The organism is Wenyingzhuangia gracilariae (assembly GCF_056387575.1).
Genome location: NZ_CM150748.1, coordinates 529,605 through 556,094, shown reverse-complemented (window position 1 = coordinate 556,094; position 26,490 = coordinate 529,605). Strand labels below are relative to the sequence as shown.

22 protein-coding genes and 1 tRNA gene are annotated in these 26,490 nt (G+C 31.5%); 14 read left to right on the top strand and 9 right to left on the bottom strand.

Annotated elements, in window-relative coordinates; genetic code table 11:
- Positions 1-67: 67 nt before the first annotated feature.
- Positions 68-1,615 (top strand): SDR family NAD(P)-dependent oxidoreductase, encoded by a 1,548-nt coding sequence (locus tag ACY2IJ_RS02195; RefSeq protein WP_476725535.1) that lies wholly within the window; start codon positions 68-70, stop codon positions 1,613-1,615.
- Between the two features lie 29 nt (positions 1,616-1,644).
- Here ACY2IJ_RS02195 and ACY2IJ_RS02190 read toward each other — a convergent pair whose 3' ends face one another.
- The 3 genes from ACY2IJ_RS02190 to ACY2IJ_RS02180 all read right to left on the bottom strand — a co-directional run bounded on the left by ACY2IJ_RS02190 (position 1,645) and on the right by ACY2IJ_RS02180 (position 3,581).
- A complete protein-coding gene (locus ACY2IJ_RS02190; RefSeq protein ID WP_476725534.1) occupies positions 1,645-2,049 on the bottom strand; it encodes a group III truncated hemoglobin in 405 nt (134 codons plus the stop codon).
- Between the two features lie 77 nt (positions 2,050-2,126).
- Positions 2,127-2,576, bottom strand: coding sequence for a hypothetical protein (locus tag ACY2IJ_RS02185; protein WP_476725533.1), 450 nt, complete (start codon positions 2,574-2,576; stop codon positions 2,127-2,129).
- Positions 2,577-2,645: 69 nt separating this feature from the next.
- Entirely contained in the window at positions 2,646-3,581 is a 936-nt protein-coding gene (locus ACY2IJ_RS02180) for a calcium/sodium antiporter (protein ID WP_476725532.1), read from the bottom strand.
- Positions 3,582-3,830: 249 nt separating this feature from the next.
- On the opposite strand from ACY2IJ_RS02180, the gene ACY2IJ_RS02175 reads away from it, so the two are divergent.
- The 4 genes from ACY2IJ_RS02175 to ACY2IJ_RS02160 all read left to right on the top strand — a co-directional run bounded on the left by ACY2IJ_RS02175 (position 3,831) and on the right by ACY2IJ_RS02160 (position 6,298).
- Positions 3,831-3,904, top strand: a tRNA-Arg gene (locus tag ACY2IJ_RS02175).
- Between the two features lie 76 nt (positions 3,905-3,980).
- Positions 3,981-4,892, top strand: coding sequence for a phosphatase PAP2 family protein (locus tag ACY2IJ_RS02170; RefSeq protein ID WP_476725531.1), 912 nt, complete (start codon positions 3,981-3,983; stop codon positions 4,890-4,892).
- 63 nt (positions 4,893-4,955) lie between these two features.
- Entirely contained in the window at positions 4,956-5,465 is a 510-nt protein-coding gene (locus ACY2IJ_RS02165) for a transposase (RefSeq protein WP_476723783.1), read from the top strand.
- Positions 5,462-6,298: an IS3 family transposase gene (locus ACY2IJ_RS02160; protein ID WP_476726529.1), complete on the top strand. Its 837-nt coding sequence runs from the start codon at positions 5,462-5,464 to the stop codon at positions 6,296-6,298. Before ACY2IJ_RS02165 ends, ACY2IJ_RS02160 begins: the two co-directional genes overlap by 4 nt.
- Positions 6,299-6,376: 78 nt before the next feature.
- Here the strand turns inward: ACY2IJ_RS02160 and ACY2IJ_RS02155 are convergent, their stop codons facing one another.
- Together ACY2IJ_RS02155 and lpdA are read right to left on the bottom strand one after the other, a co-directional pair.
- Positions 6,377-8,872 carry a hypothetical protein gene (locus ACY2IJ_RS02155; RefSeq protein ID WP_476725530.1) on the bottom strand — a complete coding sequence of 832 codons (2,496 nt, stop codon included), beginning with the start codon at positions 8,870-8,872 and terminating at the stop codon, positions 6,377-6,379.
- Between the two features lie 134 nt (positions 8,873-9,006).
- The gene (gene lpdA / locus ACY2IJ_RS02150; protein ID WP_476725529.1) at positions 9,007-10,395 is read right to left on the bottom strand and encodes a dihydrolipoyl dehydrogenase; all 1,389 of its coding nucleotides are present in this window, start codon (positions 10,393-10,395) and stop codon (positions 9,007-9,009) included.
- A gap of 446 nt (positions 10,396-10,841) precedes the next feature.
- Here lpdA and ACY2IJ_RS02145 point away from each other — a divergent pair, with 446 nt between their 5' ends.
- The 7 genes from ACY2IJ_RS02145 to ACY2IJ_RS02115 are packed head-to-tail and all read left to right on the top strand — an operon-like array spanning position 10,842 to position 17,602.
- Entirely contained in the window at positions 10,842-11,207 is a 366-nt protein-coding gene (locus tag ACY2IJ_RS02145; protein ID WP_476725528.1) for a transmembrane 220 family protein, read from the top strand.
- 22 nt (positions 11,208-11,229) lie between these two features.
- Positions 11,230-12,021 (top strand): EboA domain-containing protein, encoded by a 792-nt coding sequence (locus tag ACY2IJ_RS02140; protein ID WP_476725527.1) that lies wholly within the window; start codon positions 11,230-11,232, stop codon positions 12,019-12,021.
- Positions 12,022-12,037: 16 nt separating this feature from the next.
- On the top strand, positions 12,038-12,940 hold the full coding sequence (locus tag ACY2IJ_RS02135; protein WP_476725526.1) for a TatD family hydrolase: 903 nt from the start codon (positions 12,038-12,040) through the stop codon (positions 12,938-12,940).
- The gene (eboC, locus tag ACY2IJ_RS02130) at positions 12,940-13,839 is read left to right on the top strand and encodes a UbiA-like protein EboC (protein ID WP_476725525.1); all 900 of its coding nucleotides are present in this window, start codon (positions 12,940-12,942) and stop codon (positions 13,837-13,839) included. The genes ACY2IJ_RS02135 and eboC overlap by 1 nt, the downstream gene beginning before the upstream one ends.
- A 3-nt stretch (positions 13,840-13,842) precedes the next feature.
- Positions 13,843-14,985 (top strand): 3-dehydroquinate synthase, encoded by a 1,143-nt coding sequence (locus tag ACY2IJ_RS02125; RefSeq protein ID WP_476725524.1) that lies wholly within the window; start codon positions 13,843-13,845, stop codon positions 14,983-14,985.
- 11 nt (positions 14,986-14,996) lie between these two features.
- Positions 14,997-16,205 (top strand): metabolite traffic protein EboE, encoded by a 1,209-nt coding sequence (gene eboE, locus ACY2IJ_RS02120; RefSeq protein WP_476725523.1) that lies wholly within the window; start codon positions 14,997-14,999, stop codon positions 16,203-16,205.
- Between the two features lie 8 nt (positions 16,206-16,213).
- Positions 16,214-17,602 carry an alkaline phosphatase family protein gene (locus ACY2IJ_RS02115; protein ID WP_476725522.1) on the top strand — a complete coding sequence of 463 codons (1,389 nt, stop codon included), beginning with the start codon at positions 16,214-16,216 and terminating at the stop codon, positions 17,600-17,602.
- Here ACY2IJ_RS02115 and ACY2IJ_RS02110 read toward each other — a convergent pair whose 3' ends face one another.
- Positions 17,603-18,475 carry an AraC family transcriptional regulator gene (locus ACY2IJ_RS02110; protein WP_476725521.1) on the bottom strand — a complete coding sequence of 291 codons (873 nt, stop codon included), beginning with the start codon at positions 18,473-18,475 and terminating at the stop codon, positions 17,603-17,605.
- Positions 18,476-18,573: 98 nt separating this feature from the next.
- On the opposite strand from ACY2IJ_RS02110, the gene ACY2IJ_RS02105 reads away from it, so the two are divergent.
- Positions 18,574-18,933: a DUF983 domain-containing protein gene (locus tag ACY2IJ_RS02105; protein WP_476725520.1), complete on the top strand. Its 360-nt coding sequence runs from the start codon at positions 18,574-18,576 to the stop codon at positions 18,931-18,933.
- A 133-nt stretch (positions 18,934-19,066) separates the two neighbouring features.
- Positions 19,067-19,651 (top strand): RNA polymerase sigma factor, encoded by a 585-nt coding sequence (locus ACY2IJ_RS02100; protein ID WP_476725519.1) that lies wholly within the window; start codon positions 19,067-19,069, stop codon positions 19,649-19,651.
- Between the two features lie 55 nt (positions 19,652-19,706).
- On the opposite strand, the gene ACY2IJ_RS02095 is transcribed toward ACY2IJ_RS02100, so the two are convergent.
- Genes ACY2IJ_RS02095 through ACY2IJ_RS02085 form a run of 3 tightly spaced genes read right to left on the bottom strand, consistent with a single transcriptional unit; the run spans position 19,707 to position 26,485 of the window.
- Positions 19,707-21,119 carry a purple acid phosphatase family protein gene (locus tag ACY2IJ_RS02095; RefSeq protein WP_476725518.1) on the bottom strand — a complete coding sequence of 471 codons (1,413 nt, stop codon included), beginning with the start codon at positions 21,117-21,119 and terminating at the stop codon, positions 19,707-19,709.
- 59 nt (positions 21,120-21,178) lie between these two features.
- On the bottom strand, positions 21,179-22,915 hold the full coding sequence (locus tag ACY2IJ_RS02090; RefSeq protein WP_476725517.1) for a SusD/RagB family nutrient-binding outer membrane lipoprotein: 1,737 nt from the start codon (positions 22,913-22,915) through the stop codon (positions 21,179-21,181).
- A gap of 12 nt (positions 22,916-22,927) precedes the next feature.
- Positions 22,928-26,485 (bottom strand): SusC/RagA family TonB-linked outer membrane protein, encoded by a 3,558-nt coding sequence (locus ACY2IJ_RS02085; protein ID WP_476725516.1) that lies wholly within the window; start codon positions 26,483-26,485, stop codon positions 22,928-22,930.
- Positions 26,486-26,490 lie beyond the last annotated feature (5 nt).

Here is a 26,490-nt window from a genome sequence, read left to right as displayed (position 1 = left end):
TAAAGAGTTAACATCAATTAGTTATAAAGCTAAATGTAGTATCTTTGCATTCCATTTTAAATAATTTATGTCAGAAGATACAAATCAACATATGGTAAACGACAAAGAAGTAAAACAGTGTATTCACACACTAGAGTCTTTGTTGCAAAATACCCATCAGCTTTTTGAAATGCCAGAAGAACAACGTGTTGCTTTAATGAAAGTAGCAGGTTTGTTAAGTAGACCTACAAAAGAGGAGCAAGATAGAAGAAGAAAAGATGCTAAAAAAGCAGCCAAACGTAAACAGCGTGAGCGTGAAAAACATGCACGTAAAGAAACGGGAATTAGGTCTGCCAGAGAAGCAGCTGTTTTTGAAGCCCCTAAAATGTTAACGTTTACAGAAATAAAGAAAGACGATACACCAGAACTAGAATCACCTAGAAATTGTTATGTATGTAAAGCCTTGTATACAAAACTGCATCATTTCTACGATAGTATGTGTACAGAATGTGGTGATTTTAATTATGCCAAGCGTTTTCAAGAAGCAGATTTAACTGGGCAGGTGGCCATTATGACGGGTTCTCGTTTAAAAATAGGATATCATATTACATTAATGATGTTGCGTTCTGGTGCAACCGTTATAGCAACAACTCGTTTTCCTGCAGATTCAGCTTTAAGATTTGCAAAAGAACCTGATTTTCAAGAATGGGGACATCGTTTAAAAATTCATGGTTTGGATTTAAGACACATTCCTAGTGTAGAAATATTTTGTAATTATATAGAACAAAAATACGATAGATTAGATATTTTAATTAACAATGCTGCACAAACCGTACGTAGACCTGCTGGTTTTTATTCACATTTAATGGAGAATGAAGAAAAACCATTATCTGCTTTACCCGTAAATGCCCAAGAGTTGTTAAGCGATCATTATAGTTGTTTAAATGAGCTAAACTTGTTAAGTGGTAGTGTAGTTGCTACTAAAAACAATGCTCCGGTAAGTTGGCACGGAGAGCAACCTGGAGTTGGTCTAAGAGCATCTGCTAAATTGTCTCAAATACCTTATAGTTTTGACAGTTCTTTAACAACTAGCGAGGTGTTTCCAGAAGGAGAATTAGATGCAGATTTACAACAAGTAGATTTACGTAAAACCAATAGTTGGCGATTAAAAATAGGGGAGATTGAAACTACTGAAATGGTAGAGGTACAATTGGTAAATTCCGTAGCTCCATTTGTATTGATCAACCGTTTGGCAGAGTTGATGAAGAAAGAGAACACAGGAAAAAAGCATATTATAAACGTATCTGCTATGGAAGGAAAGTTTTATCGCTTTAAAAAAGAAGATAGACATCCGCACACCAATATGGCAAAAGCCGCTTTAAATATGTTAACGCATACATCTGCATCTACCTTAGCAAAACACGGTATTTATATGAATGCTGTAGATACTGGTTGGGTTACCGATGAAGATCCTGTGGAATTGTCTAAAAAGAAACAAGAAGTACATGATTTTCAGCCACCGTTAGATATTGTAGATGGTGCTGCTAGGGTGATAGATCCTTTGTTTGATGGAATTAATACAGGAAAACATTGGTGTGGTAAATTCTTGAAAGATTACAAACCTATAGATTGGTAAAACAATTCAATAAAAAAGAGTAGCAAATGCTACTCTTTTTTGTGTTTAGGTTTTTGTCTTCTGATGACCATGTTCTGGATTTGAGCAATGTTATGAGCTGCCATTTGAGCTCTAGTAGCCAAATCACCCACATACAAACTGTTGATTGTTTTTTCCCATATAGATAGCCATCTATCAAAATGTACTTGATTTATGGCATGATCAAAAGCCGCATCGGTTTGTATATGTTTTTGCGTAGGGCTACCTTTAAATTTAGGAATTCCAAATAAATTAGTTTCCCAAAAATCCGTTAATTTTTCTAGATGTGCTGGCCATTCATCATCTTTAATCATATGATTAAAAATAGGTCCTAGTAGTTCATCCACTCTAATATTGTCATAAAAGCTGCAAACTAATTTGTATACATCTTTTCTGTTTTTAATATCTGTTTTCATGCTGTAAAAATACAATCAATTTAGTTGTGTATTTTATGAAATATATCATGATTTTATCAATAACATAAAATAATAAATTAATTACTATGGGGAGTTTGAAATGTGTGTTTTAAGTTTTTGATTTTATCTTCTAATTCAAAAGAAGTTTTAGTTAAAGAAAGTTGTTCTATGCGTGGATCATCTGTAGAAAATATAAAAACAGGTGAAAATTTTTCTAATGCCATTGAAAAAAGTGTGGTAATGGCAATTTCTTTAGGACCGTTTACTAAAAATATAGATTTTATTTGGCTAGGAGGAATTTTTGCTTGTTGGGTTACAAGCATTCTATGTTGGGTAAGTTCATTTACATCCTGAGTAGAAAAACCCATTTGTGCTTTTCTATAATCTGCAATAATGTCTTTTAAATTAGAAACATCGGTTTCTTTAAAAAGAAAACTTAAAAAAGAGCTTAACATTAACTTTGTAATTGTTCCTTGGTATTTAACAATTAATATTGTGTTGTTGTTAAAATATTCATAACAAATCATTTAAATTTATTTTACTGATAGTCAATGAAATAAATTTAATAAAAATGATTGGTTTTTTTATTTAAAACACTAAAATATAGTCTTGTAAATAAATAGGGCATAAGTAATTAGTAAAAGTATTCCTTCTTTTAATCCAAAATTTAATTTTTTAGGTATAAAACACAAAGGAAATATAAGTACTGATACTCCTAGCATCCAAAAAATATCGTTACTTATTATTTTAGGATCTCCTACAGTTATTGGGTTTATAATAGAGGTAATTCCTAGTACTGCTAAAATGTTAAAAATATTAGATCCGATTAAGTTTCCTATAGATATTGCTTTTTCTTTCTTAATAACAGCAATAATAGAGGCAGCAAGTTCTGGGATACTTGTACCAACAGAAACAATAGTTATACCAATAATTCTTTCGCTAATTCCTATTTCTTGAGCCAAACCAACAGCTCCTTTAATTAACAATTCAGAACCTCCCCAAAGGCCAACACCTCCTAAGGCTAAATAAATAATGGTTTTGCTTAATGGAATGGTTTCTGTTTCTAAATCTATAGTTTCTATGTTCTTTTTTCCTTGTATTTTTAAAAGGAAAATTAAAAACACAATTAAAAATAAAAAGAAGATAATTCCCTCATATCGGTTTAAAATACCATCAAAACCAATAAAGAAATACAATAGAAGAGAAGCTATCATCATAATAGGTCCATCTATGGTGTAAAAAGAACGGTCTACACTAATAGAGCTTAAACATGTTGTAATTCCTAATACTAGTGCAAGATTTGCAATATTAGAACCAATTACGTTTCCTAAAGCAAGATCAGGAAAGCCCTCTAAAGCAGATTTGATACTTACAATTAGTTCTGGAGCAGATGTAGCAAAAGAAACCACAGTCATACCAATAACTATTTTGGATATGTTTAGTTTTAAAGAAATATTAACAGATGCCTTTAAAAGCCAATCTCCTCCAAAAATTAAGATAATTAAACCTGTAATAATAAAGAGTGCATTCATTTTATTAAATTTAATGCGAATATAGTTCTTAATAACAAGAAGATGAAAAAAAGAATTTTTAGATTTTTAGCAAAAATAAACAAGATGTTTTTGCCAAGTTTTTCTCGTAAAGGACTGGATATAAGTAAAGCAAATACTTTTCAGAAAATGATAATTGCGTGGCGATATTACATTACTAAAAATTCTCTTTAAAAAATAGAAAAATATTTTGTGACATTGTAATAAACCTGTATATTTGCATCCGCAATAGGCTCCGTAGCATAACTGAATAGTGCACTTGATTACGGCTCAAGAGGTTGGAGGTTTGAATCCTCCCGGAGTCACTATAAAGCTCATAATATTAATTTATTATGAGCTTTTTTTATGCTTAAATTATTCTATTTTTACTCCAAAAAAACGATGAAAAATATTTGTTTATCAATCTTAATAGTTCCTTTTTTATTGTTAGCGCAAGAAAAAAAGTCTTCTTACTTTTCTAAAACAACAAATTTGGCCTACAAAGTGTTTAAAACATCTGTACAAACAATTCCTACTGATTTTACTTATATGGGAAAAAATGTATCTGATGATTGGACAAAATCGGCATTGTATACAGGTTTGGTAGGCTCGTTAATATTGGTAGATAAACCGGTTACCCAATTTTATCAAGAACATATAGAAAACAATATTAGATACTCTTTACCCAACATAGCTATTAACAACAATACATATCCGTGGGTTAGCGGTAATGATGCGTATTTATTTTACACCATGTCTGGTATGTATGTAGGTTCTTTATTTTCTGCATATGAAAAAGGACAGTATGCTGCAGTTAATAGTTTTAAAGCATTGACTTATTCTATTTTAATAACTCAAATTTTATTAAAATCTGCCTTTGGAAGACAAAGACCTTATACGAGTCTAAAACAGGGTACAGATATTCTTTCTCATACAACAGATAATCCTTTTGATTTTTTTAATGATAGAGGAGGAAAGATTTTAATGTCTGATAGAAAAGGATCTTCAATGCCGTCTTTACATGCAACTGCTTTTTTTGCAATTGCGAAAGTATTTCAAATGGAATTTGATAATTACTGGATTCCTTATAGTGTTATTGGAGTTGTTTTTGCAGCCGAAATTAAGGAACACAGACATTGGGTTTCTGATTTGGTTGCAGGTGGAATTATAGGAACTGTAATTGGTAGATCTGTTGTAAAAAGTAGTTGGAAAGCTAGAGGTATTTTACCAAATAAGGATCAAGAAGTTTCGTTCAAATGTATTCCCACCATTTCATCATCTTATAATGGATTGCAATTGGTAGCTACGTTCTAAATAAAAAAAAGGAGAAAAAGTAGAGTGCCCCCAAAATGTTAGACACAATTTGGGGGTATTTTTATGTCTAGAAAAGTAAAATACACATTAGGCTTTAAACAAGAATGTGTGAAGTTAGTTCTTAAAGGAGAACGCTCTATAACTAGTTTGAGTAAAGAGCTAGGTTTTGATAGTTCTCTTCTTTCTCTTTGGTGTAGGCAATATGAACACAAAGGAGTTCAAGGTTTGTTACCAAAGATAAATAAACAATATACATCATCATTTAAACTTGATATTTTACAACGAATAGAAAAAGAACATCTTTCTTTAGAGCAAGCATGTATTCTATTTGATATTGGAAGTGGTGCTAGTATTATTAATTGGCAAAGAAGATATAAATCCTTAGGTTTGAAAGGTCTTAAAAATCAACCTAAAGGAAGACCTATCGGAATGAAACCCAAGTCTAGAAAAAATAAATCTATACCATTAACTAGAGAAGAAAAACTTTTAAAAGAGAATCAATCTTTAAAAGCAGAACTTGATTTGCTAAAAAAGTTACAAGCCTTAGCTCAAGCCAGAGAGAAAAAGCAATAGTCATAAATGAGTTAAGGCATAAGCATGATTTGTCGGTATTGTTACATCATGCAAAGATGGCTAGAAGTAGTTTTTATTATCATTTACAAAAAAGTAAAGAGCCTGATAAATATGAATTTATAAAAAGGTTTATTACTCAAATCTACCATCAACACAAAGGTAGGTATGGTTATAGAAGAATCACTTTAGTACTAAACAACAGAGGGATTATCATCAATCATAAAACAGTATTAAGACTAATGAAGTCCATAGGGTTAAAATCTTTGATTAGAGTTAAAAAGTATCGTTCTTACAGAGGAGGTCAAGGTAAAATAGCTCCCAATATACTTAAACGGAATTTTAAGGCTTCTAAAACCAATCAAAAATGGGCTACAGATATTACAGAGTTTAAAGTTAAAGGTCAAAAACTTTATTTGTCTCCAATTATTGATTTATGTAGTAGAGAAATCATTAGTTATCAAATTTCTAGGAGTCCTAATTTTAGACAAATAACTCAAATGCTGGGGAAAGCTTTTAAAAAGTATAAAGCAGCAAATGTGTTATTACATTCGGATCAAGGATGGCAATATCAAATGGAAAAATATCAGAATATCTTAAAAAAGAACAAGATGATTCAAAGTATGTCTAGAAAAGGGAATTGTTTAGATAATGCTATTATTGAAAATTTCTTTGGAACTTTAAAATCTGAGCTGTTTTATCTAAAACAATGGAACTCGATTGAGCAATTAGAAAAGGAAATTAATGAATATATTTGCTATTATAATAATGATAGAATATCAGTAGCTTTAAATGGAATGAGCCCGATAAAATATCGAGCTCATATCAATAATTAATTTTTTAACCGTCCAACTTTTTGGGGGCTGTCCAAAGTACATTACACTTTTTCTCCTTTTTTTATTGTAAATTAGATGTTACTCTACATGGAAAGTTTGTATTCCGTGAATTGGAGTTCCATCATCAGCAATACCTTCTATTTCTATTATATAATCACTTCTTAAATCACTTGTGTAAAAAGAAACTTCTGTATTTCCGTTAGTATTTGTTCTAATAATTGGCTCCCAATGCAGGGTCGTTCTTAAATCAGATTTGTTTAACAATTCAAAATCGTTTACATGATCTGGGGCATAAAATTTTCTTGAAGTATAGAACCCTTTAGCTTGAAAATCTATAATACCTGGGCTTCTTTTTATGCTTTTACTCCCCACATCTCCTGTGTTAGAGTATAGGGCAATTACACCGTTTGCAGCGTTGCTAAATGTAACGGCATCAGAACCTTGTAAAATATCTATAAAAGAAATTTCATCTCCGTTAATAGACTGTAAAAAGCTTCCGTCTACTTCTAGGTTGTCTAAAACAATTTTAGCAGGGTTATTAGCTCTTCTTAAAAAAATGGTATCGCCATTAACAAAAACCCCATTCATTTGGCTAACAATATCAAAAGCAGTATAACTACCAGGTGCAGTAAAATCGTTTAACAAGTCTAAGCGTTCTCCCATCATAGGTTCACCATAATCGGTAAGGCTGTTCATTTCTTCTTGTCTTTTTTCTAGTTCAGTTTTTCTTTTAGCTACTAAAGTAATTTCGTTTAGTTTTTCCACTTCTTTTTCGTATCTAAACTTTTCTTCTTTGATGTATTGGGTTACTTTTATAAAATTGGCAACTTCTAGTTTTTTGTCCTCATCATCACTTTTGTTAAAGAAAACATTTTTTTCAATTTTTGGAGTACTACGGTCTTTATCTACTAAAATAACCACATTTCTAGATTTTCTTTTTTTAGATTTAAAATGATCCATTCTAGACTCTATAATTACAGGCATAGAATCAAAGAATACGTAAGGTCCAAATTTAAACTTTCCTAAAGTGTCTGAGTTTTTAATGGGTTCTTGAAAAATGTTTTTTCCAAAAAATGTTAACCTAGTGGGAGCAGAAAATGCTTCATATGGTTTTTTTAATTGTTTGGTAATACCAGAAATATACAGACCTAGTTCTGGTTTTATTGTAGGTGTAACTGTATCTGATTTGCTCAAAATTTGTGGCCAAGTAAAACGTCTCCAACCATGAGTCATCATTACTAAATCAAGTAAATATCTTCTTTTGCTATCATTTTCTTTTTCAAAGAAATAACCTGCATTTTTAACACTTCCTTTCAAATCGGAATTTAACAATAACCATGATTTTATATTACCAGATCTAGTGTTGTGTGGATACGCTTTTAAATCTCTAACAGCCATAGATAGGTTGCTGTTTACATTTTGATTGGCATTGTTTTTAACATTTAATTCTAAGGTTACTTTGCTACGTGCTTCTGCGGTTTTTTGTGAATTATGAATGGTTAATTTTAAATTATTATTAGGGTTGTCTATAAAAATTAGCCTTTCTGCAACCGGGTTTCCGTTTTTATCAAATAATGTTATAGTTACAATACCATCTGCCAATTCTTTGGTAGAAATTTTAATTGTATTACTTGTTTTAGTTTCTGTTTCAAAGTTTTTATATAATAGATGTCCTCTTTGATGGGCAACTAAGTAAGATCCTTTTAAGCCATTTTCTAATGTAGATGAGTTGTGGATAATAATATGATCTCCGTTATTGGTTGCACCAAGCGTGTACCCTTTAGCTATTATTTTAGGCAAATAATATTTTTCTTCTTTTCCGTTAATCATAACACTCGCATAATAGTGTTTGTTTTCTTCAGGAATAAAAATAAAACTTCCCAATCCTAATTCCAATGTTTTAAAGTCTACAACTTCGTTATGGTTTTGATCTTTAATTATACCATTAAGATTTATTTGATTGTAGCGTTTGTCTTTTACTTCAAAAGCAATTTTATTGGCTGTGTTGTAAACTAAATTTCCACCTTCTGCATAAAATCTTAAATTGGGTCTGTTGGTTTCCTTTTGGATGGATGCTTTTTGAGAAACCACTGTGGTTGTTGGTTTTGGAGTATTGCTAGCTATGCTGTCTTGATTGGTAACTGCGTAAATAGGGATTTCTTTCTGAAAAAAATAATCACTACTATTATTTTGCATGTATTTGGTATAGGCTCTTAAAATGTAGGTTCCAGGAGTCCAGTTTTTATTAATTTTAAAATCACCAGCAGCAATGGTATTGTTAAAGAATAATCGTCTTTTAGATACAATACTATCTTTTGGGTTGATTAATTCTACATGAACTACTTTACTTTTGTTTGTTTTTTGGTGTGTTATTCCGTTTACCAAATAGGTAGAAAACCACAAATCTTCATCTGTAGAATAGAAAGGTTTGTCGGTCTGAATGTAGATTTTTTCTGGATGGTATTTTGTGTATAGATTAAGTTTTTGTTCAACTTTGTTTAAAAAGTCTGTAGCATTAAAAACAGTAAAAGATGCCAAGCATAATAAAATGCTAAATAATAATATTTTTTTCATGATTTTTTATAAGATTCTCTAACTTGTGTTAGACCTCAAAAATCAAATATAGTTTATTTTTAATTTAAAAAAAGATAAAAAAAAATAGGAAAGTTTTAAGCTTTCCTATTTTTTTATGAATTAAGTGTTTTATTTTATAAATGAATTACTTCATCATAAGCAGCAGCAACAGCTTCCATTACAGCCTCTGACATGGTTGGGTGAGGGTGAACTGTTTTTAATACTTCGTGTCCTGTAGTTTCTAATTTACGTCCTAAAACAGCTTCAGCAATCATATCAGTAACACCTGCACCAATCATATGACATCCTAACCATTCTCCGTATTTAGCATCAAAAATAACTTTTACAAAACCTTCTTTGTTTCCTGCAGCAGATGCTTTTCCAGAAGCAGAGAAAGGGAATTTTCCTACTTTAATTTCGTAACCAGCTTCTTTGGCTGCTTTTTCTGTTAAACCAACAGAAGCTATTTCTGGAGAAGCATAAGTACATCCAGGAATGTTTCCATAATCAATAGTTTCTGTATGTAATCCAGCAATTTTCTCTACACAAGTAATTCCTTCTGCAGAAGCAACGTGTGCTAAAGCTTGACCAGGAACAACATCTCCAATAGCATAGTAACCAGGAATGTTTGTTTGGTAGTAATCGTTTACAATAATTTTATCTCTATCAACAACAATTCCAACATCTTCTAAACCAATGTTTTCTATGTTTGTTTTAATACCAACGGCAGATAATAACACATCTGCTTCTAATTTTTCTTCTCCTTTTTTAGTTTTAACGGTAGCAACTACTCCATCTCCAGAAGTATCTACAGATTCTACAGAAGAATTTAACATTACCTTAATTCCAGATTTCTTTAAAGCATTACCAAAAGCTTTAGATACATCTTCGTCTTCAACAGGAACTACATTTGGCATAAATTCTACAATGGTAACTTCTGTTCCCATTGAATTGTAAAAGTGAGCAAATTCAACACCAATAGCACCAGAACCTACAACAATCATTTTTTTAGGTTGTTCAGGCAAAGTCATTGCTTGTCTGTATCCAATTACTTTTTTACCATCTTGAGGTAAGTTAGGTAATTCTCTAGATCTAGCACCTGTAGCAATAATAATATGGTCTGCATCGTATTCTGTTACTTTACCATCAGCATCTGTAACATCTACTTTTTTACCAGGTTTTATTTTTCCAAAACCATTGATCACATCAATTTTATTTTTCTTCATTAAGAACTGAACACCTTTGCTCATTCCTTCTGCTACACCACGAGAACGTTTAATTACTGCTTCAAAATCTTTATCAATAGCTTCAGCTTTTAAACCATAATCATCAACATGTTTTAAATAATCATATACTTGAGCACTTTTTAATAAAGCTTTTGTAGGAATACATCCCCAGTTTAAACAGATACCTCCTAAAGATTCTCTTTCAACAACAGCTGTTTTAAAACCTAGTTGTGAAGCTCTAATTGCAGTAACATATCCTCCAGGTCCACTTCCGATAACAATAATGTCGTATTTCATGTGTGTATTTTTTAATCTAGTGATTGAAATTTATAATGTATGCAAATGTAACAATTCAAAATTATATTACATAGCCTGCCAGCCTATAAATAATTGTTTATTAACTGTGCTTTTTATAACAAATTAATGTTTTTAAAAAGAAAACAAATCTGCTAAGTTACTGATGTTTTGAGGTTTAATAAAAAGATATAAAACGGTTTGTGCAAGAATGCTGTTTTGTGTTAGAAATAAATTATAGACAAGTTTTGTTTGTTTTGTGAAATTTTGCAACATCAAATAAATTTACAGAAATATATTGTGCAAGTATTTTAGTGTACGTTTATTCTTGTTTGTATTTTTACAGTGAATAAAATTGAACACTACTAATAGAAAACTTTGTTAGTTTTGTGTTGTTCCTATTATTTTAACAAAACTGATTTATTATTATTAAAAAAAGTGTTTTTACAATGAAGATTTCTGCAAAAACAATCAATATTATTCTTTTTATCTTATTTATTCTGTTTGCTGTTGTTCAGTTAAACGACCCAGATAGTGCCATTTGGTTTTCTATTTATGCAGCAGTTGCTTTTATTTGTTTGTATGCTATTTTTAAACCTATTCCCAAAGCTTTTTTAATACTAGTAATTGTACTGCTATTGGGCTATTCTTTGTTTTATTTATCTCTTTTTATTGATTATTTACAAATAGACCATAAAGAAGAAATTTTTGGAACCATGGTGTATGAAAAACCATATTTAGAAGGTTCTAGAGAATTTATGGGCCTATTAATTGCAGCTTTAGGAGTTTTGTATCAGTTAAAAAAGAAAAAGTAAATTATAAGTAACACTCAAAATTATGATTTCAAAAAAAGATCAACTTCAGTTCATTTCTAATATACAATCTCAATTTTCGCCAAAGGAATTTGATTGGATTGGTATAAAAACAGATCAAATTAGCTCTGTAGAAAGCAGTCAAAAATTCAACGTTTTTTTTAGTTTGGTTTCAAGATTTATTAAAGATGAAGTTTGTGAATGGGAAGAACATCAACAAAAAGAATTAGAAAACTTATATCCTGGATTTAATAACAATACTTGGAACAAACAAGAATTGGCTCGTATACAATTAATGATGAGCTTAGATGAAAAGATAAACAAATCAATAATTATCTCTTTTTTTGAAACGGCCGAAATTAAAGAACAAGTAGCCTTGTATAAAGGATTGTATTTGTTACAAAACGCTAAAGAATTTACACATCAATATACAGAAGGTATTAGAACCAATATTGCAGATGTATTTGATGCTATTGCTTTTGGAAATCCGTTTGCCAAAGCTTATTTAAGTGAATCAGAATGGAATCAGCTAATTTTAAAATGTTTTTTTATGGATAGAAACATTTCTAAAGTACAAGGGTTGGATGATGGAAAGAACAAAGATTTAGCAATTATGCTACAAGAGTTTGTAAAAGAACGTTGGGCAGCAGGTAGACAAATTCCTGTAGAAGCATGGAGAATGATAGAGGGATATTTAAGAGACGATGTTAAAGAGTTAATTTTAAAAAGAACTTCTACAGGTGTAGAAAAAGAAATATTAAATCAAATTATAAACAATCAACCATTATCTTCTGATTATTGGAATACAAATGGTTAAAAAATATAGATGTAAAATGAATTTTATAGATCCACACATACACATGATCTCTCGTACTACAGATGATTATGAAAATATGAGAGCTGCAGGAATTGTAGCAGTTATAGAACCTGCTTTTTGGTTAGGGCAACCACGTACCAATGTTGGTTCTTTTAAAGACTATTTTAGCACCTTGGTAGGTTGGGAGCGTTTTAGAGCTTCTCAGTTTGGAATTAAGCACTATTGTACCATGGGTTTAAACTCCAAAGAAGCTAACAATGAAGCTTTGGCAGATCAGGTGATAGAATTATTACCACAGTTTATTGCCAAAGAAGGTGTGGTGGCTATTGGTGAAATTGGTTATGATGATCAAACAGAATTGGAAGATAAATATTTTAGAATTCAATTAGAATTGGCCAAAGAGTACGATTTGCCTGTTTTGGTGCACACTCCACACAGAGACAAAAAACAAGGAACTTTACGAAGTATGGATGTGGTAAAAGAACACGGAATTCCGCCACATTTGGTATTGATAGATCACAACAACGAAGAAACCGCCAAAGCAGTGTTAGATCGTGGTTTTTGGGCAGGATTTACCATTTACCCCAAAACAAAAATGGGAAAAAAAAGAATGGTAGAAGTAGCCAAACAATACGGTTCTACCAAAGTAATTGTAGATAGTTCTGCAGACTGGGGGGTGAGCGATGCTTTGTCTGTACCCAAAACAGCAGCCTTAATGTTAGAAAAAGGTGTGTCTAAAGAAGATGTTCATCAAATTTGTTATCAAAACGCATTGTCTTTTTACAGTCAAAGCGGACAGTTTAATGAGTCGGATTGGTTGCAAGAAAACACGGTTGATCAAGCTGATTTGTTAGCCGGAAATTCTGTGTTAAGAGGTCAAGATCCTAAAAAAATAAACTTTAAAGGAATGGCAAAGTAATGTTTAACGCTAAATTAAAAGCATTCCTCTTAATTATAAGACCTGCAAACGTAGTCACTTCTGTAGCAGATGTTTTGGCAGGAATAGCCATAGCAGGATGTTTGCAGTATACAGAAATAACAAATCCGTTGTTTGTAAAAGGACTATTGTTGAGCTTTGCTACAGCTTGTTTGTATGCTGGTGGAATTGTTTTTAACGATATTTTTGATGTAGAATCGGATAGAATTAACCGACCAGAACGTGTTATACCTAGCGGAAAACTAAGTATACAACAAGCAAAAACAGCAGGAATTGTTCTTTTTATACTCGCTATAGCAGCTAGTTTGTGGGTTTCTGTTTTTAGCATGTTTGTTGCCATTGGTATTGTTATTTGTGCATTAACGTATGATAAATACGGTAAACATCATTCTTTTTTAGGACCTATAAATATGGGAATGTGTAGGGGATTGAACTTAATTTTGGGAATGAGTATTCTTACTCACTTAGATGAAAAACTATATTTAATAGCAATTCTACCTATTTTGTTTGTATCTGCCATTACATTAACAGCACAAAAAGAAACCAAAGGGAAAAACAAATTAGCCATTGCAGTAGCCATGTTGTTAGATGCTAGTATTGTGGTTGGATTCTTGTTAATAGCAAAAAACTTTAATTTTTCTTTACAAAAAGCAGGTGTTTTTTTAGCCTTGTGGTACGGTGTAAATGTAGTAGCCAAAATAAATGCGATTGTAAAAAACCAACCTAAATTAATTATGAAAGCGGTTAAAATAGCAGTTTTATCGTTAATTCCGTTAAATGCAAGTTATGTGGCTGGTTTTAGTTCTGTAAATACTGCATTATTGGTATTATGTTTGCTGCCTATTTCTATCTATTTTTCAAAAAAATTCCCTGTTACCTAATTTATGAATTCAACAAAAATAATTAAGCAATCCTTTCAAGTACAATTTGATTTTAATTTACTGTTTACAAGTAATTTGTTTGACACTAAAAACACAACGCTAGCCAATACAATTATTGACAAGGATAGAGTTGCTAAAGTGTTGGTTGTTTTAGACGGTGGGGTTTCTAAGGCTCATCCAAATTTAAAAACAAACATTCAAAATTATTTTAAACATTACCAAGAACAAATAAGTTTGCAAGGTGATGTGATGGAGGTTCCAGGAGGAGAAATTGCAAAAAATAATGATGCATACATCAATTCTGTTCTAGAAAAAGTAAATACATATGGTATAGACAGACATTCTTACATACTTGTAATTGGAGGAGGAGCAGTGTTAGATGCCATGGGATATGCAGCTGCAATTTCTCATAGAGGAGTTCGTTTGGTTCGTGTACCAACAACAGTATTGTCTCAGAACGATTCTGGAATAGGTGTTAAAAACGGAATTAATTTTGTTGGGAAGAAAAACTTTATAGGAACATTTGCGGTTCCTTATGCCGTTATTAACGACGATGCTTTTTTATCTACATTAGATGATAGAGATTGGAGATCAGGAATATCTGAAGCTATAAAAGTAGCTTTGATTAAAGATTATGAGTTTTTTGAATGGATAGAACAAAATACAGCCGCTTTAAATAATAGAAATTTAGAGGTGATGAATGAGTTGATTTATCGTTGTGCAGATTTACACATGAAGCATATTCAATATTCTGGAGATGCTTTTGAACAAGGTTCCTCTAGACCTTTAGATTTTGGTCATTGGTCTGCACATAAATTAGAACAACTATCTAATTTTAACATAAGACATGGTGAAGCAGTAGCCATAGGAATTGCTTTAGATAGTACTTATTCTTATTTAAAAGGTTATTTGTCAGAAACAGAATTGCATCGAGTTTTAAACACCACGTTAAACTTAGGCTTTTCTATTTCTTATACCGAAATGGATGAAGGAATTATAAAAGGCTTAGAGGAGTTTAGAGAACATTTAGGAGGAAAGCTAACCATTATGCTGTTGTCTGCTTTAGGAACTGGTTTTGAAGTACACGAAATTGAGGCAGATTTAGTGTTGAAATCCATAGATTATTTAAATAACTATTTGTCTTAAAAACAGGTTATATGAAATTAAATGAAGGACATTTAACGTACTGCACTAATATTCACCCAGGAGAAACATGGGACGAAGTTTTTAAAAGTTTACAAATACACACTTTGGCTATCAAAAAAAAAGTAGCCCCAACCAAAGCCCTAGGTATTGGTTTAAGACTTTCTGCCAAAAGTGCAAATGTTTTATTAGAAGGTAACCATTTAAAAGAATTTAAGACATGGTTGCAAGAGCATGATTTGTATGTGTTTACCATGAATGGTTTTCCTTATGGAGATTTTCATGATGTTGCCATTAAAGATAAAGTACACATACCCGATTGGACCACAAAAGACCGTATTGTTTATACTCAAAACCTAATTAAAATTTTAACCTATCTACTGCCTAATGGTATAGATGGAGGTATATCTACCTCTCCGTTATCTTATAAATATTGGTTTAATTCCACAGACGAAAAAGAAAAAGTAACAAGTATTACGTGTAATTCTATAGCTCAAATTGCTTTGGATCTAATAACTGTTAAGCAAACTACAGGAAAAACCATTCATTTAGATATTGAGCCAGAACCTGATGGTTTTTTAGAAAACACACAAGAAGTACTTTCTTTTTACAAAGAACATTTATTGCAAACGGGAGCAGCTATTGTTCAAAACACTTTAAATTGTTCTTTAGAAACAGCCCAAGAACATGTGTTAAATCACATTCAAGTTTGTTATGATGTTTGCCATTTTGCGTTGGCTTATGAACGTCCAGAGTTTGTCATCAAATCTTTGTTAAAGCATCAAATTAAAATTGGTAAAATTCAAATAAGTTCAGCAATTAAGTGCCAAAAATCAGAAAATATTTCTATACAAACGCAACAAGAATGTTTACAGCAGTTTGATGAACCTACCTATTTACATCAATCCATAGTACAGTTGCAAGACAATAGTTTGGTTCATTTTCCAGATTTAGCACAGGGAATAGAATTGATGAGTTCCCCAAATTTTAAGGAAATAAGAACCCATTTTCACGTACCTGTTTTTACCACAGATTTTAAGGTTTTACAGTCTACTCAGAATGATATTATAGCAGCTTTGCAATTGCTAAAAGAGTTAAAGTACACACAGCATTTAGAAATAGAAACTTATACTTGGGGAGTGCTGCCTGAATATTTACAGACAGATATTACTAGCTCTGTTGTAAGAGAATTAGAGTGGGTTACCAATCAACTAGAAAAATAAAATATCAAATGAAAAAAACAGTGGTTATAGATATTGTTGGTTTGTCAAGTTCCTTGTTAACATACGATGGTCTTTTTTTATCGGAATGGATTAAAAAGAGAAAAACATCTAAAATAAAGCCTGTATTGCCTGCGGTAACTTGTACAGCACAATCTACCTATTTAACAGGTAAATGGCCAAAAGAACACGGTATTGTTGCAAACGGATGGTATTTTAAAGACGAATGTGAAATAAAATTATGGAGACAATCAAACCATTTGGTAGAAGCTCCTAAAGTGTGGGATGTTGCTAAAGAAAAAAACAAAAATTTTACATGTTCTAATATGTTTTGGTGGTACAATATGTATTCTAATGCAGATTACAACGTTACTCCAAGACCTCAGTATAGAGCTGACGGTCAAAAGAAACCAGACTGTTATTCTAAACCAGGAGATTTAAGAGATCGATTGCAAAACGAATTAGGCACATTTCCTTTATTTCATTTTTGGGGACCTAACACTTCTATAAAAGCTACAAAATGGATTGCAGATGCTTCTAAATTGGTTTTTAAATGGCACTCACCAACATTGCAATTGGTTTACCTGCCTCATTTAGATTATGTGTTGCAAAAAACAAATGATGAAAAAGTTATTTTAAAAAATTTACAAGAACTTGATGCTGTTTTTAAAGACTTGGTTGCTTTTTACGAGGCCAACAATGTGAATATTATTGTTTTGTCAGAATATGGAATTGCTCCAGTAAAAGCTCCTTTTCACGTCAATCGTGTGTTAAGAGAGCATAATTTGTTAGCAATAAGAGAAGAGAATGGTTTAGAGCTATTGGATGCTGGAGAAAGTGCTGCTTTTTCGGTTGCAGATCATCAAATAGCACATGTATATGTAAAAGATAAAAACAATATAGATGCTGTAAAAAAGCTTTTTGTGAATTGTCCTGAAATTGATATGGTGTTAGATAAAACAGCCCAGGAAACATACAACATACAGCACAACAGAGCAGGAGATTTGGTTTTAGTAGCCAAGCAAGATTATTGGTTTACATATTATTATTGGTTAAATGATCAAAAAGCTCCAGATTTTGCTAGAAATGTAGATATTCATAAAAAACCAGGTTACGATCCTGTAGAAATGTTTACAGATCCTAAAAAGAAATTTATGACTGCTAGAATTATCTTTAAAATTTTAAAGAAAAAACTAGGGTTTAGGTCTATGTTAGATGTAATTCCATTAGATGCTACTTTGGTTAAAGGATCTCATGGAGCTGTAAACATAGAAGAAGCATATTATCCTTTATTAATTCAAAACCAAGATTCCAATACAAAAGAAACCAGTCAAGATTTTATAGAAGCAACCGATGTTTTTGAGGTTATTCTAAATCAAATATTCCCTAAACATCCATAACTAAACATTTTTATGCAACAATGCCCTAAATTTTGTAGGAGTTTGTTGCGTGTGTTTTTTAAACAATCTAGAAAAATAGGAGTAATCTTCATAACCCAAACTAGCCGCAATTTCGTTGATAGATGCATTGCTAAAAGTAAGCATCCGCTTGCTTTCTAAAATAATTTTCTGAGAAATTAATTCGGTAATTGTTTTGTTTAAAAGTTCTTTACAAATTCTATTCAAGTGTTTTAGAGTAATGTTCATTTTAGAAGCATAAAATGAAGGAGATTTTTCTGTAGTATAATAACGATCTAATAGTTGATTGAAAATTTTTATTTTTTGATGGTATGTATGGTACGAATAGGTGTTTTCTGATAAAAATTTTCTTGATATTTCTATGTGAATAATATCAATAATATTTAGAAGCTTATCTGTTTTTCTAGATTTTAATTGCGAATTTTCTTGAATCAACAGTTTAAAATAAAATTCAATTTCCAAAAGTTCTTTATCATTAAACATAATTTCAGATATGTTTTTAGAAGGCTCGTAAAATGGATATTCTTCAATTTTTTTGTGTCCAAAATAGAGGTTGTAAATTTCATCAGAATAAAAAAGAATATAACCATCAATATCGTTAGAAAGTGTCCAACCGTGTGCTTGTCCGGGTTTTAGCACATATAAACTCCCTCTTTTAATATCAAAAGTATTGGTGTCTATTTGGTGAGTTCCTGTTCCGTTGGTAAATAAAACTAAAAGATAAAAATTATGACGATGCGATTGTTCTATAAAACTATGTGCTATTAAATGTTGCTTAAATGTATTTATATACAAATGGTCTTTGTAACTGTTAGAATTAAAATTCTGAATTGTATATATAGGGACTTTTTTCATGGCAATTAAAATGTCTTTATTGTGCTATTGTTTGTGAAGATGTTAATTATATTAAAAACTATGAATATCTATTTTTGAAGCTTTAAATCAACAACAAAATGCTAAAGCTAATACAAAATATATTTACAAACAAATGTCCTAAATGTGGTAAAGGAAAAGTGTTTAAAGACAAAAACATTGTTTTTAGTGTGAGCATTCCTAAAATGAATGCTACTTGTAATGTATGCGATTATAAATTTATAAAAGAACCTGGTTTTTTTATTGGTGCTATGTATGTAAGTTATGGGCTAGGAGTTGCCGAAGGTGTGTTAACTTATTTTATTGCCAGTCCTTTTTTTGAAAAGTCTTTAGATTTAAGAATTATTCCTATTCTAATTGTAGTAATGCTGTTACTAACATTTTTTAATATTAGAATTTCTAGAATGATTTGGATTTATATGTTTAGGAGTATTAAGTAGACCAAGCTTATTTATTAAACCCCAGTAGTAACTTTACTTATTGATATAAATTTTTTAATAATAAGGTAATTCCGTTTTTAGTTGTATTGAGCTTTAATAGCTGAAATTTATAGTTCAAACTAGGGTTTTATAAATGACTAATGCAGAAAAGGATATTACGATTTTACTTAAAAATCTCATCAAAGGAGATGAAAAAGCCTACATAGCTTTAATAGATATTTATTATCAAAAACTTTTTGGATATGCCTATAGTCTTACCAACGATTCTGCTTTGGCAGAAGATATTGTTCAGAATGTTTTTATGCGCGTTTGGGAAACTAGAAAGAAATTAAACATAAAAGAATCTGTAAAAAGCTTTTTGTACAAATCTGTTTACAATGATTTTGTAAATAGTTATAGAAAAAAACAATCTTCTATAGTTTTAGATCAAATTTTTTACGATACGTTAAACTCTTTTACAGAACCCGAAGAAACTAATTTATTGAATGAGAAATTAGCATTGATTAAAAGTGAAATTGAGCTTTTACCTACTAAATGCAAACAGGTTTTTTTATTAAGTAAAGAAGAGGGCTTAACCAATGCAGAAATTTCAGAATATTTATCAATATCAAAAAAAGCTGTAGAAGCTCACATTACAAATGCATTTAGTATTCTTAGGGAGCGAACGGAATCCAAAAAAGAACAAAACAATACAGACAAACAAAAACCGTCTAAATAGACGGTCTTCATACTAATTTCAATTTTAACAAAATTGAAATGAACAAAACAAAAACTTACTTTTTAGAAACAAAGTCTTTTCGGTGTCTTACACCAATTTCTGGTTTATTGTTGGTTATGGTCTTTTTTCCAGAGGCATCTTTTACCAAACTAAAACTATCATAAATACTCCCTTTAGGTGTGTAAGAATTGTAATTTAATGTATTGTTTTCTATGGTAATTATTTGAAACAGTTGTGTGTATTCTCCACGTTTTACCATCCATTCCTGATTTTGAGACTCGTACATTTTAGGTCCACTTACAGATACTGCATATATTGCTCCAGCATTTTCTACAACTGTTTTTCCTAAACCTTGATTAGAAGCATAACCTCTAGCATAAGTATGGTCATGACCTTGTAAAATTAAATCTACACCATGTTCTTGTATCAATGGTTGTATCATTTCACGTAACTCTTTGTTATCTCGACCTTTTTTTGTTGAATAAATAGGGTAGTGCATGGTAATAGTTGTCCATTTTTTGTGGTTGTGGGTTAAAACAGAATCTAACCATTTTGTTTGAGCATTTCTAGAGTTTTGATTGTTGATAAAACTTTGTGCATCAATAGAAATTAATTTCATGTTTTGATAATTGATGGCGTAACACGTTTCTTTTAACTCTTCTAAAGGGCCATTTTCGGGTAATGTAAATTGAGGTTTCCATAAGGCAGATAAATTTTTACGATTGCTGCTCTTGTCATATTCATGATTTCCAGGAGTCATTACACTAGGTACAGTGGCATGAATAAAACTTCCTGCATAAAACCACTCTCCCCATTCTTTGTCCGATTCGCTATGATTGATTAAATCTCCTGCGTGTAGCATAAAATCCACCGTAGGCATCATTTTATAAGACTTACGAATTACCCTAGACCACATAGATTTTACATTGTTTTGAGCATCTCCAAAATAAATAAAACTAAAAGCTTTGTTTGTGTCTTTGGCAGGTGTGTTTATTTGAAACCATTCGCTCCAAGTATCACTATTTTTAGCACCACTCCCAACACGATACACATAAGTGGTTTCTGGTTCTAAATTGGTTGCAATTACCGAATGATAAGCTGCGTGTACCAAAGGTTCTTGATCTCTAGTATTTTCAGTTTTTATAAATTGAGTTATTGCTCTAATGCGTTTTATATGGTTGTTTAGTAAAAAATCTGGACCATGTGTTTCTTTTGCTATTTCTATATAAGCCGTATCTATTTCTTGATTTGTTCTCCAATTTACAGCAAAACTATGTGCTGAATCTTCTGTTAAATTAACAATAATTCTATCGGGTGTGGTTGATGGAAAAATTAATTTATGAGCAGGTACATCTGCTTGATAGTGACTGTGATTGTGTGCATGTTCTTTGTGCTGCTGTTCGTGAGAAGTTTGATTACAGGCAGAGAACACAATAATGCAGCTGCAAAAAAGTATTAATTTCTTCATTTTTTTGGATAAAAGTTAAAAAAAACAGGAGTAATGTACTCCTGTTTTTAGTTTGTAATTTATTGTAATAGCCACATTTTAGACCATTGATTATTGGTGGCAGGTTGTAATTTTTCAATTGCTTTAAGCATATTATCTTCGTTATAAGGATCCGTGTACCAGAATCTTACAGGAGTATTGTTTCCGTTACTTCCTGATATAATATTGCTATTTAAATCAGGGAAACCCGTTCTTCTCCAATCAAACCAAGATTCACTAGTTAGCCACAAAGCAATCCATTTTTGATGTATAATAGGTTCTAGCTTGTTACTTGCATTGTCAAAAATATTTTTAACATTGGCTATGTATTCATTTTCATCAAAAGAAATTAAAGTATTGTTTGCTTTATCGTATACGGAATTGTCATCACCATTGGTAATTTCATACTGCTCAAAAGACATTTTAATTCCATTTTTGTAATAATCATAAGCATTGTTTGTAATCCATCCACGAGCACTTGCTTCTGCTAAAATAAATTGAACTTCAGCAACATTCATTAAAGTAGCTTTAACCAAAGGATGGTTGTTTGCTGCATACATATCTGTTAAATAAGAAGCATGAGGATTTGCAGCTGCATTTAAGTAAATAGTGGCATCAAGGTTGGCAATGTCGTTTTTATAATCACTAATAGTACCTCCTAAATTAAAGTCGTTTGGAGCACTTAAAGCAACAGGAAGCCCTACAAATAAATCGGTATTGATATCATTTTCTTTATCTGCATCTGTGTTAATAGCATTGATGTCTATATTTACATAGCGTATTATTTTACCAGCTTCTTCTACTACTTGATTGGTAGCTCCTTGTGCTAGTTGTACATCTACAGGTTTTATCCATTTGGTTAAACGAGGATCTTTTAATTCTGTAAGATCTTTTACAATAGTTGCCGACGGTTTTCTTCTGTAAAATTCAGAACGATTACTGTAATTTAAAGCCCCACCAGACCAACTATTATCGCTATCTGTTCCAATATACGCAATCATGGCATTGTCATTATTGTTTTGTAAAATAGGAAATTCACTAGCATTGTTTACAATTGTAGCTATTTCTGCAGATACATCAATATCAGAATTGTTCTTTTCAGACAACCTCATGTAAAACCTAAGACGTAATGAGTTGGCTAGTTTTCTCCATTTTTGCCCATCACCATTATATACAACATCAGCATCTATTGCTTCTGTAATAACTCCAGTGTTTTTTAACAAAGTGTTGGCTGTTTTTAGATCATTTAGAATACCTATAAAAACATCTTTTTGAGAATCGTACACTGGTTTAAAAAATTCATTTCCTCCTTTTTCACCTTGTAAAGCTTTGCTATAAGGAATGTCTCCAAAAGCAGAGGTAAGAAAACCAAATTCATAAGATTTCATAATCAAAGCCACAGCTTGATAATAGTTTTTTGTTTCGTCCTTTTTTTCTTTTTCAGCACGTTCAAAAATGTATTGACTGTCTTTTAAAGGTTCATAATAAATACTAAAATCACTAGCTCCCCATTGATAATTGTTTTCTTCGTAACTGGTAAAATCTCTTTGTAAGTATTGAGTAGCAGCAGATAACTCTCCTCCTTCAAAGGCAATTCTACTCCTTATTTGTGCCGATTTTGTTAGCACACCTGTTAGTACAAATTTAATATCAACCTCTGTGTCACTAAGTGTATTAGGACTCGTGTTTATTTCGTCTAAAGATTCACTACAAGCAGAAAACAGAAGAGTTGCTAAAGCTACAGATAGTGTGATTATTTTATTTTTTATTTGTGTCATCTTGTTTTTTATTTAAAAAGTAACATTAAGTCTGAATCCCATTGGTATTGTCCAAGGAGCAAGATTCCATTTTTCGAAACCTTGATTACCACCATCGTAAGCCAATTCAGGATCTATTCCAATTCCTGCCTTTGTCCATAACATGATGTTTTTAGCGTATACAGAAAAAGATATGTTTTGAGCTGAAATATACTCTGCAATATTTTTTGGAAATTTGTAAGTAAGAGTAATGTCTCTCATTTTTACAAAAGAAGCATCGTACATAAAAGCATATCCGGTTCTCCAAAAACTCCCACTAGATTCTACCACTCTGTATGCATCAAAGAATTTAGTACCAGCACCTCCAAAGTTTTCTGTATAAGTACCATCTCCGTTGTCTATAACTCCAGGAAAAAAGGCACCATTGTAATTTCCGTTGTATTCAAAACCACCTAGCTCTTGATTTCTACCCCCAACCCATACATCGTTATCTCTATAAGCAGGGTTCGATTTAATGGCTTCGGCAAGGGCTTCTCTATCGCCATTATAAGAATTAGCGTTTAATACACCAGAAAATGTACTAGAACTGATTCCATTTTTCCAATTTTCTATTTTTCCAGATCTAGCCATTCTTTTCATAGATTCAGAAAAGAAATTTCCTCCTTGTCTCCAGTCAAAACTAGCAGAAATTGTGAAATTTTTATAACTAACAGAGGTGTTAAGTCCCATAGCAAAATCGTTATTAAAGTTTCCTACTTTAATTTGATTTTCTTTGCTTCTATCTACCTCCCATCTACCGTTAGCATCTAAAATATTCCAACCCTTGTATTCTCCTTCTTCTACTTTTTTAATGTAAGGAGAGTACAGGTCTCCAATAGTACCACCTACTCTTGTAAATGCACCCATATCCGTACCTCCTCCAAAAGAAACTCTATCAATACCATCTACCAATTCTACCAGTTTACTTTGTTGTTTGGTGAAGTTAAGATTCATGTTCCATTCAAAATCTTTGAATTTTACAGGAATTACATTCATTCCTAATTCAATACCATAATTTTCTACATTACCTGCATTAATTGTAGTACTGGTATAACCTGTAAGAGGAGATACAGCTACATTTAAAATTTGGTTTTTGTTTTGAGTTTTGTAGTAAGTAGCATCAAAGCCTAAACGACCGTGAAAAAGTTTTACATCAGTACCAATTTCATAAGAAGTAGCAATTTCAGGTTTTAGGTTTGTATTAGGCATACTACTAGGTAATGAATAAGTAAAATCATCTCCCCAATAACCTTGAGATAGGGTAGGGCTAATCATGTAAGGAGAAGTGTCTTTACCTACTTGTGCCCAACTAGATCTTAACTTAAAAAGAGATACCCAATTTGGCATGTTTACAAATTCTGAAACTAATACACTTGTAGAAACAGATGGATAAAAATAAGAACGGTTCTCTTTAGGCAAAGTACTAGACCAATCGTTACGAGCCGTAATATCTACAAAAGCATAGTCTTTAAAACTAAGAGATACCATACCATATACACTGTAAATCGCTTTTTTATAGCTAGCACTAGCATAGTTTAAACCACCTCTAGATACGTTTGACAATGTATACAAACCAGGTAGTACCAAATTGTCTCCACCACTGTTTATAGAGTAGCCGTTTTGATGCATAATGTTGGCACCTACAGATGGAGCTATGTTAAAATCTCCAACATCTTTTTTGTATGAAAAAAGGGCATCAATATTAGATTCTCTAGAAATAGTATTACTAATATTATAAGAACCAAAAGGTTTGCTACTTCCAAATCCATCGTAAGACCAAGGTTTTATAATTTCTGTTTTGTTTGTTGTGCTACTATGAGAAACTCTAGCCATTGCATTAAAATCAGGAGTAATTTCCCAATCTAATTTTACGTTTCCAAAACCTCTGGTTTTATCAAAAGTGTTTTTTCTTTCGTTAGCAGAAAACCAAGGATTGTTATACCCTTCTGTTACTTTTTTTTGTTGAGAGTTTTTATCAGTCCAATAATCTCCTTTTAAATCGTTAATGTTAATATGAGGAGCAATGTTGTAAATGTCAAAATACTGATCGTTATTACCAATAGACTTTACAGGAAAGTTGTTTGATTTTGGATTGGATAAATTGATGTTTGTGGATATTTTAACGTTGTCTGTTATCTGATAGCTAGTGGCAAGATTAAAACCTATTTTGTTTAGTTCTGTACCTGGGGAAAAACCTTCTCCTTTTAAATGAGAAAGAGATAGACGAATTTCTCCTTTTTCGGAAGCACCAGAAACACTAACATCATTAATAGTAGTTATTCCTGTTTTAAAATAATCTTCTAAACTATTGTCGTAAAATTTTAAAGGAGTTTCTTGTCCATTGCTATTCCATTGCACAGCAGGAGTTCCTTCTTCGGCTCCATACCAATGTTGCCAAGTAGCTTCGTCAAATTGTCCTTTTTGTCCATTTGTAAATCTATTTTGCAAGTCAATATATTTGTAAGGAGTGTTAAAAGTTGTGGTGGTGTTAAAAGAAACTCCAATTCCTTTTTTAACGTGTTTTCCTGATTTTGTAGTAACAAGAATAACCCCGTTACCAGCTCTAGAACCATATAATGCTGCTGCACTAGCTCCTTTTAATACCGATATGTTTTCAATATCCATAGCGCTAATATCTCCCAAAACATTAGTGTCTCCAATAGGAGAACCATCAATAACGACTAATGGCTGATCGTTTCCGGTTAAAGAAGTTTTTCCTCTAATATATACATATGTTTCGCTATTTAAATCGTTTCCTCCTCTACGGATGTCTAATCCAGAAATTTTAGCAGACATACCTCCCAATACGTTTTCTTGAGGAACAAGGTTTAATTTTTCTGTATTTAATTCTCCTACAGAATATCCTAGAGCCTTTTTTTCTCTCTTCATACCCAAAGCAGTAATTACTACTTCGTTCATGTTTTCTACAGAGCGTTCTAAAACAATATTTAATTCTGTTTGATTGTTAATTGTTATTTCTTGAGGAAGCATTCCAACATAAGAAACCACCAAAATAGTTTGTTTGTTGGGCACGGTAATTTTAAAAACACCATCAAAATTTGTAAGCACTCCTTTGTTAGTGCCTTTAATTAATACATTTACTCCTGGCAATAACATTCCCTGAGAATCTTGTACTACTCCAGTAATTTCTATAGCTTGTTGTTGTACCGTTTTGGAGTTAAGCGGTTTTATAGGGGCTGTTTTAAGAACAATGTGGGTGTCTACAATTTCGTAAATTTTGTTTGTGTTTTTAAACAATTGATTTAGTACAGTTTCTACTTTTTCATTGACTACATGAATACTAACAATTTTATTTATATCTACATCTTTGGTGTTGTATAAAAATTGGTATTCTGTTTTAGATTCTATTTCATCTAAAACTTTTTCAATAGTTACTTTGTTTAGATTTAAGGTAATTTTAATGTTTTGATTGGTGTTGTTAGCGTGTAGTGTAAACAGGCTAACAACTAAAAAAAAGGTGGTTAATTTAATTTTTAAATTAAATTTTAGAGCGCACAAAGCCATACTCTTGATTTGTGTGAAAATTTTCATATTTT

What these genes read in the sequence shown, in the direction of transcription:
- ACY2IJ_RS02195 (WP_476725535.1), top strand. Translation starts at nt 68, where the DNA reads ATGTCAGAAGATACAAATCAACATATGGTAAACGACAAAGAAGTAAAA.
- ACY2IJ_RS02190 (WP_476725534.1), bottom strand. Translation starts at nt 2,049, where the DNA reads ATGAAAACAGATATTAAAAACAGAAAAGATGTATACAAATTAGTTTGC.
- ACY2IJ_RS02185 (WP_476725533.1), bottom strand. Translation starts at nt 2,576, where the DNA reads ATGATTTGTTATGAATATTTTAACAACAACACAATATTAATTGTTAAA.
- ACY2IJ_RS02180 (WP_476725532.1), bottom strand. Translation starts at nt 3,581, where the DNA reads ATGAATGCACTCTTTATTATTACAGGTTTAATTATCTTAATTTTTGGA.
- ACY2IJ_RS02170 (WP_476725531.1), top strand. Translation starts at nt 3,981, where the DNA reads ATGAAAAATATTTGTTTATCAATCTTAATAGTTCCTTTTTTATTGTTA.
- ACY2IJ_RS02165 (WP_476723783.1), top strand. Translation starts at nt 4,956, where the DNA reads ATGTCTAGAAAAGTAAAATACACATTAGGCTTTAAACAAGAATGTGTG.
- ACY2IJ_RS02155 (WP_476725530.1), bottom strand. Translation starts at nt 8,872, where the DNA reads ATGAAAAAAATATTATTATTTAGCATTTTATTATGCTTGGCATCTTTT.
- lpdA (WP_476725529.1), bottom strand. Translation starts at nt 10,395, where the DNA reads ATGAAATACGACATTATTGTTATCGGAAGTGGACCTGGAGGATATGTT.
- ACY2IJ_RS02145 (WP_476725528.1), top strand. Translation starts at nt 10,842, where the DNA reads ATGAAGATTTCTGCAAAAACAATCAATATTATTCTTTTTATCTTATTT.
- ACY2IJ_RS02140 (WP_476725527.1), top strand. Translation starts at nt 11,230, where the DNA reads ATGATTTCAAAAAAAGATCAACTTCAGTTCATTTCTAATATACAATCT.
- ACY2IJ_RS02135 (WP_476725526.1), top strand. Translation starts at nt 12,038, where the DNA reads ATGAATTTTATAGATCCACACATACACATGATCTCTCGTACTACAGAT.
- eboC (WP_476725525.1), top strand. Translation starts at nt 12,940, where the DNA reads ATGTTTAACGCTAAATTAAAAGCATTCCTCTTAATTATAAGACCTGCA.
- ACY2IJ_RS02125 (WP_476725524.1), top strand. Translation starts at nt 13,843, where the DNA reads ATGAATTCAACAAAAATAATTAAGCAATCCTTTCAAGTACAATTTGAT.
- eboE (WP_476725523.1), top strand. Translation starts at nt 14,997, where the DNA reads ATGAAATTAAATGAAGGACATTTAACGTACTGCACTAATATTCACCCA.
- ACY2IJ_RS02115 (WP_476725522.1), top strand. Translation starts at nt 16,214, where the DNA reads ATGAAAAAAACAGTGGTTATAGATATTGTTGGTTTGTCAAGTTCCTTG.
- ACY2IJ_RS02110 (WP_476725521.1), bottom strand. Translation starts at nt 18,475, where the DNA reads ATGAAAAAAGTCCCTATATATACAATTCAGAATTTTAATTCTAACAGT.
- ACY2IJ_RS02105 (WP_476725520.1), top strand. Translation starts at nt 18,574, where the DNA reads ATGCTAAAGCTAATACAAAATATATTTACAAACAAATGTCCTAAATGT.
- ACY2IJ_RS02100 (WP_476725519.1), top strand. Translation starts at nt 19,067, where the DNA reads ATGACTAATGCAGAAAAGGATATTACGATTTTACTTAAAAATCTCATC.
- ACY2IJ_RS02095 (WP_476725518.1), bottom strand. Translation starts at nt 21,119, where the DNA reads ATGAAGAAATTAATACTTTTTTGCAGCTGCATTATTGTGTTCTCTGCC.
- ACY2IJ_RS02090 (WP_476725517.1), bottom strand. Translation starts at nt 22,915, where the DNA reads ATGACACAAATAAAAAATAAAATAATCACACTATCTGTAGCTTTAGCA.
- ACY2IJ_RS02085 (WP_476725516.1), bottom strand. Translation starts at nt 26,485, where the DNA reads ATGAAAATTTTCACACAAATCAAGAGTATGGCTTTGTGCGCTCTAAAA.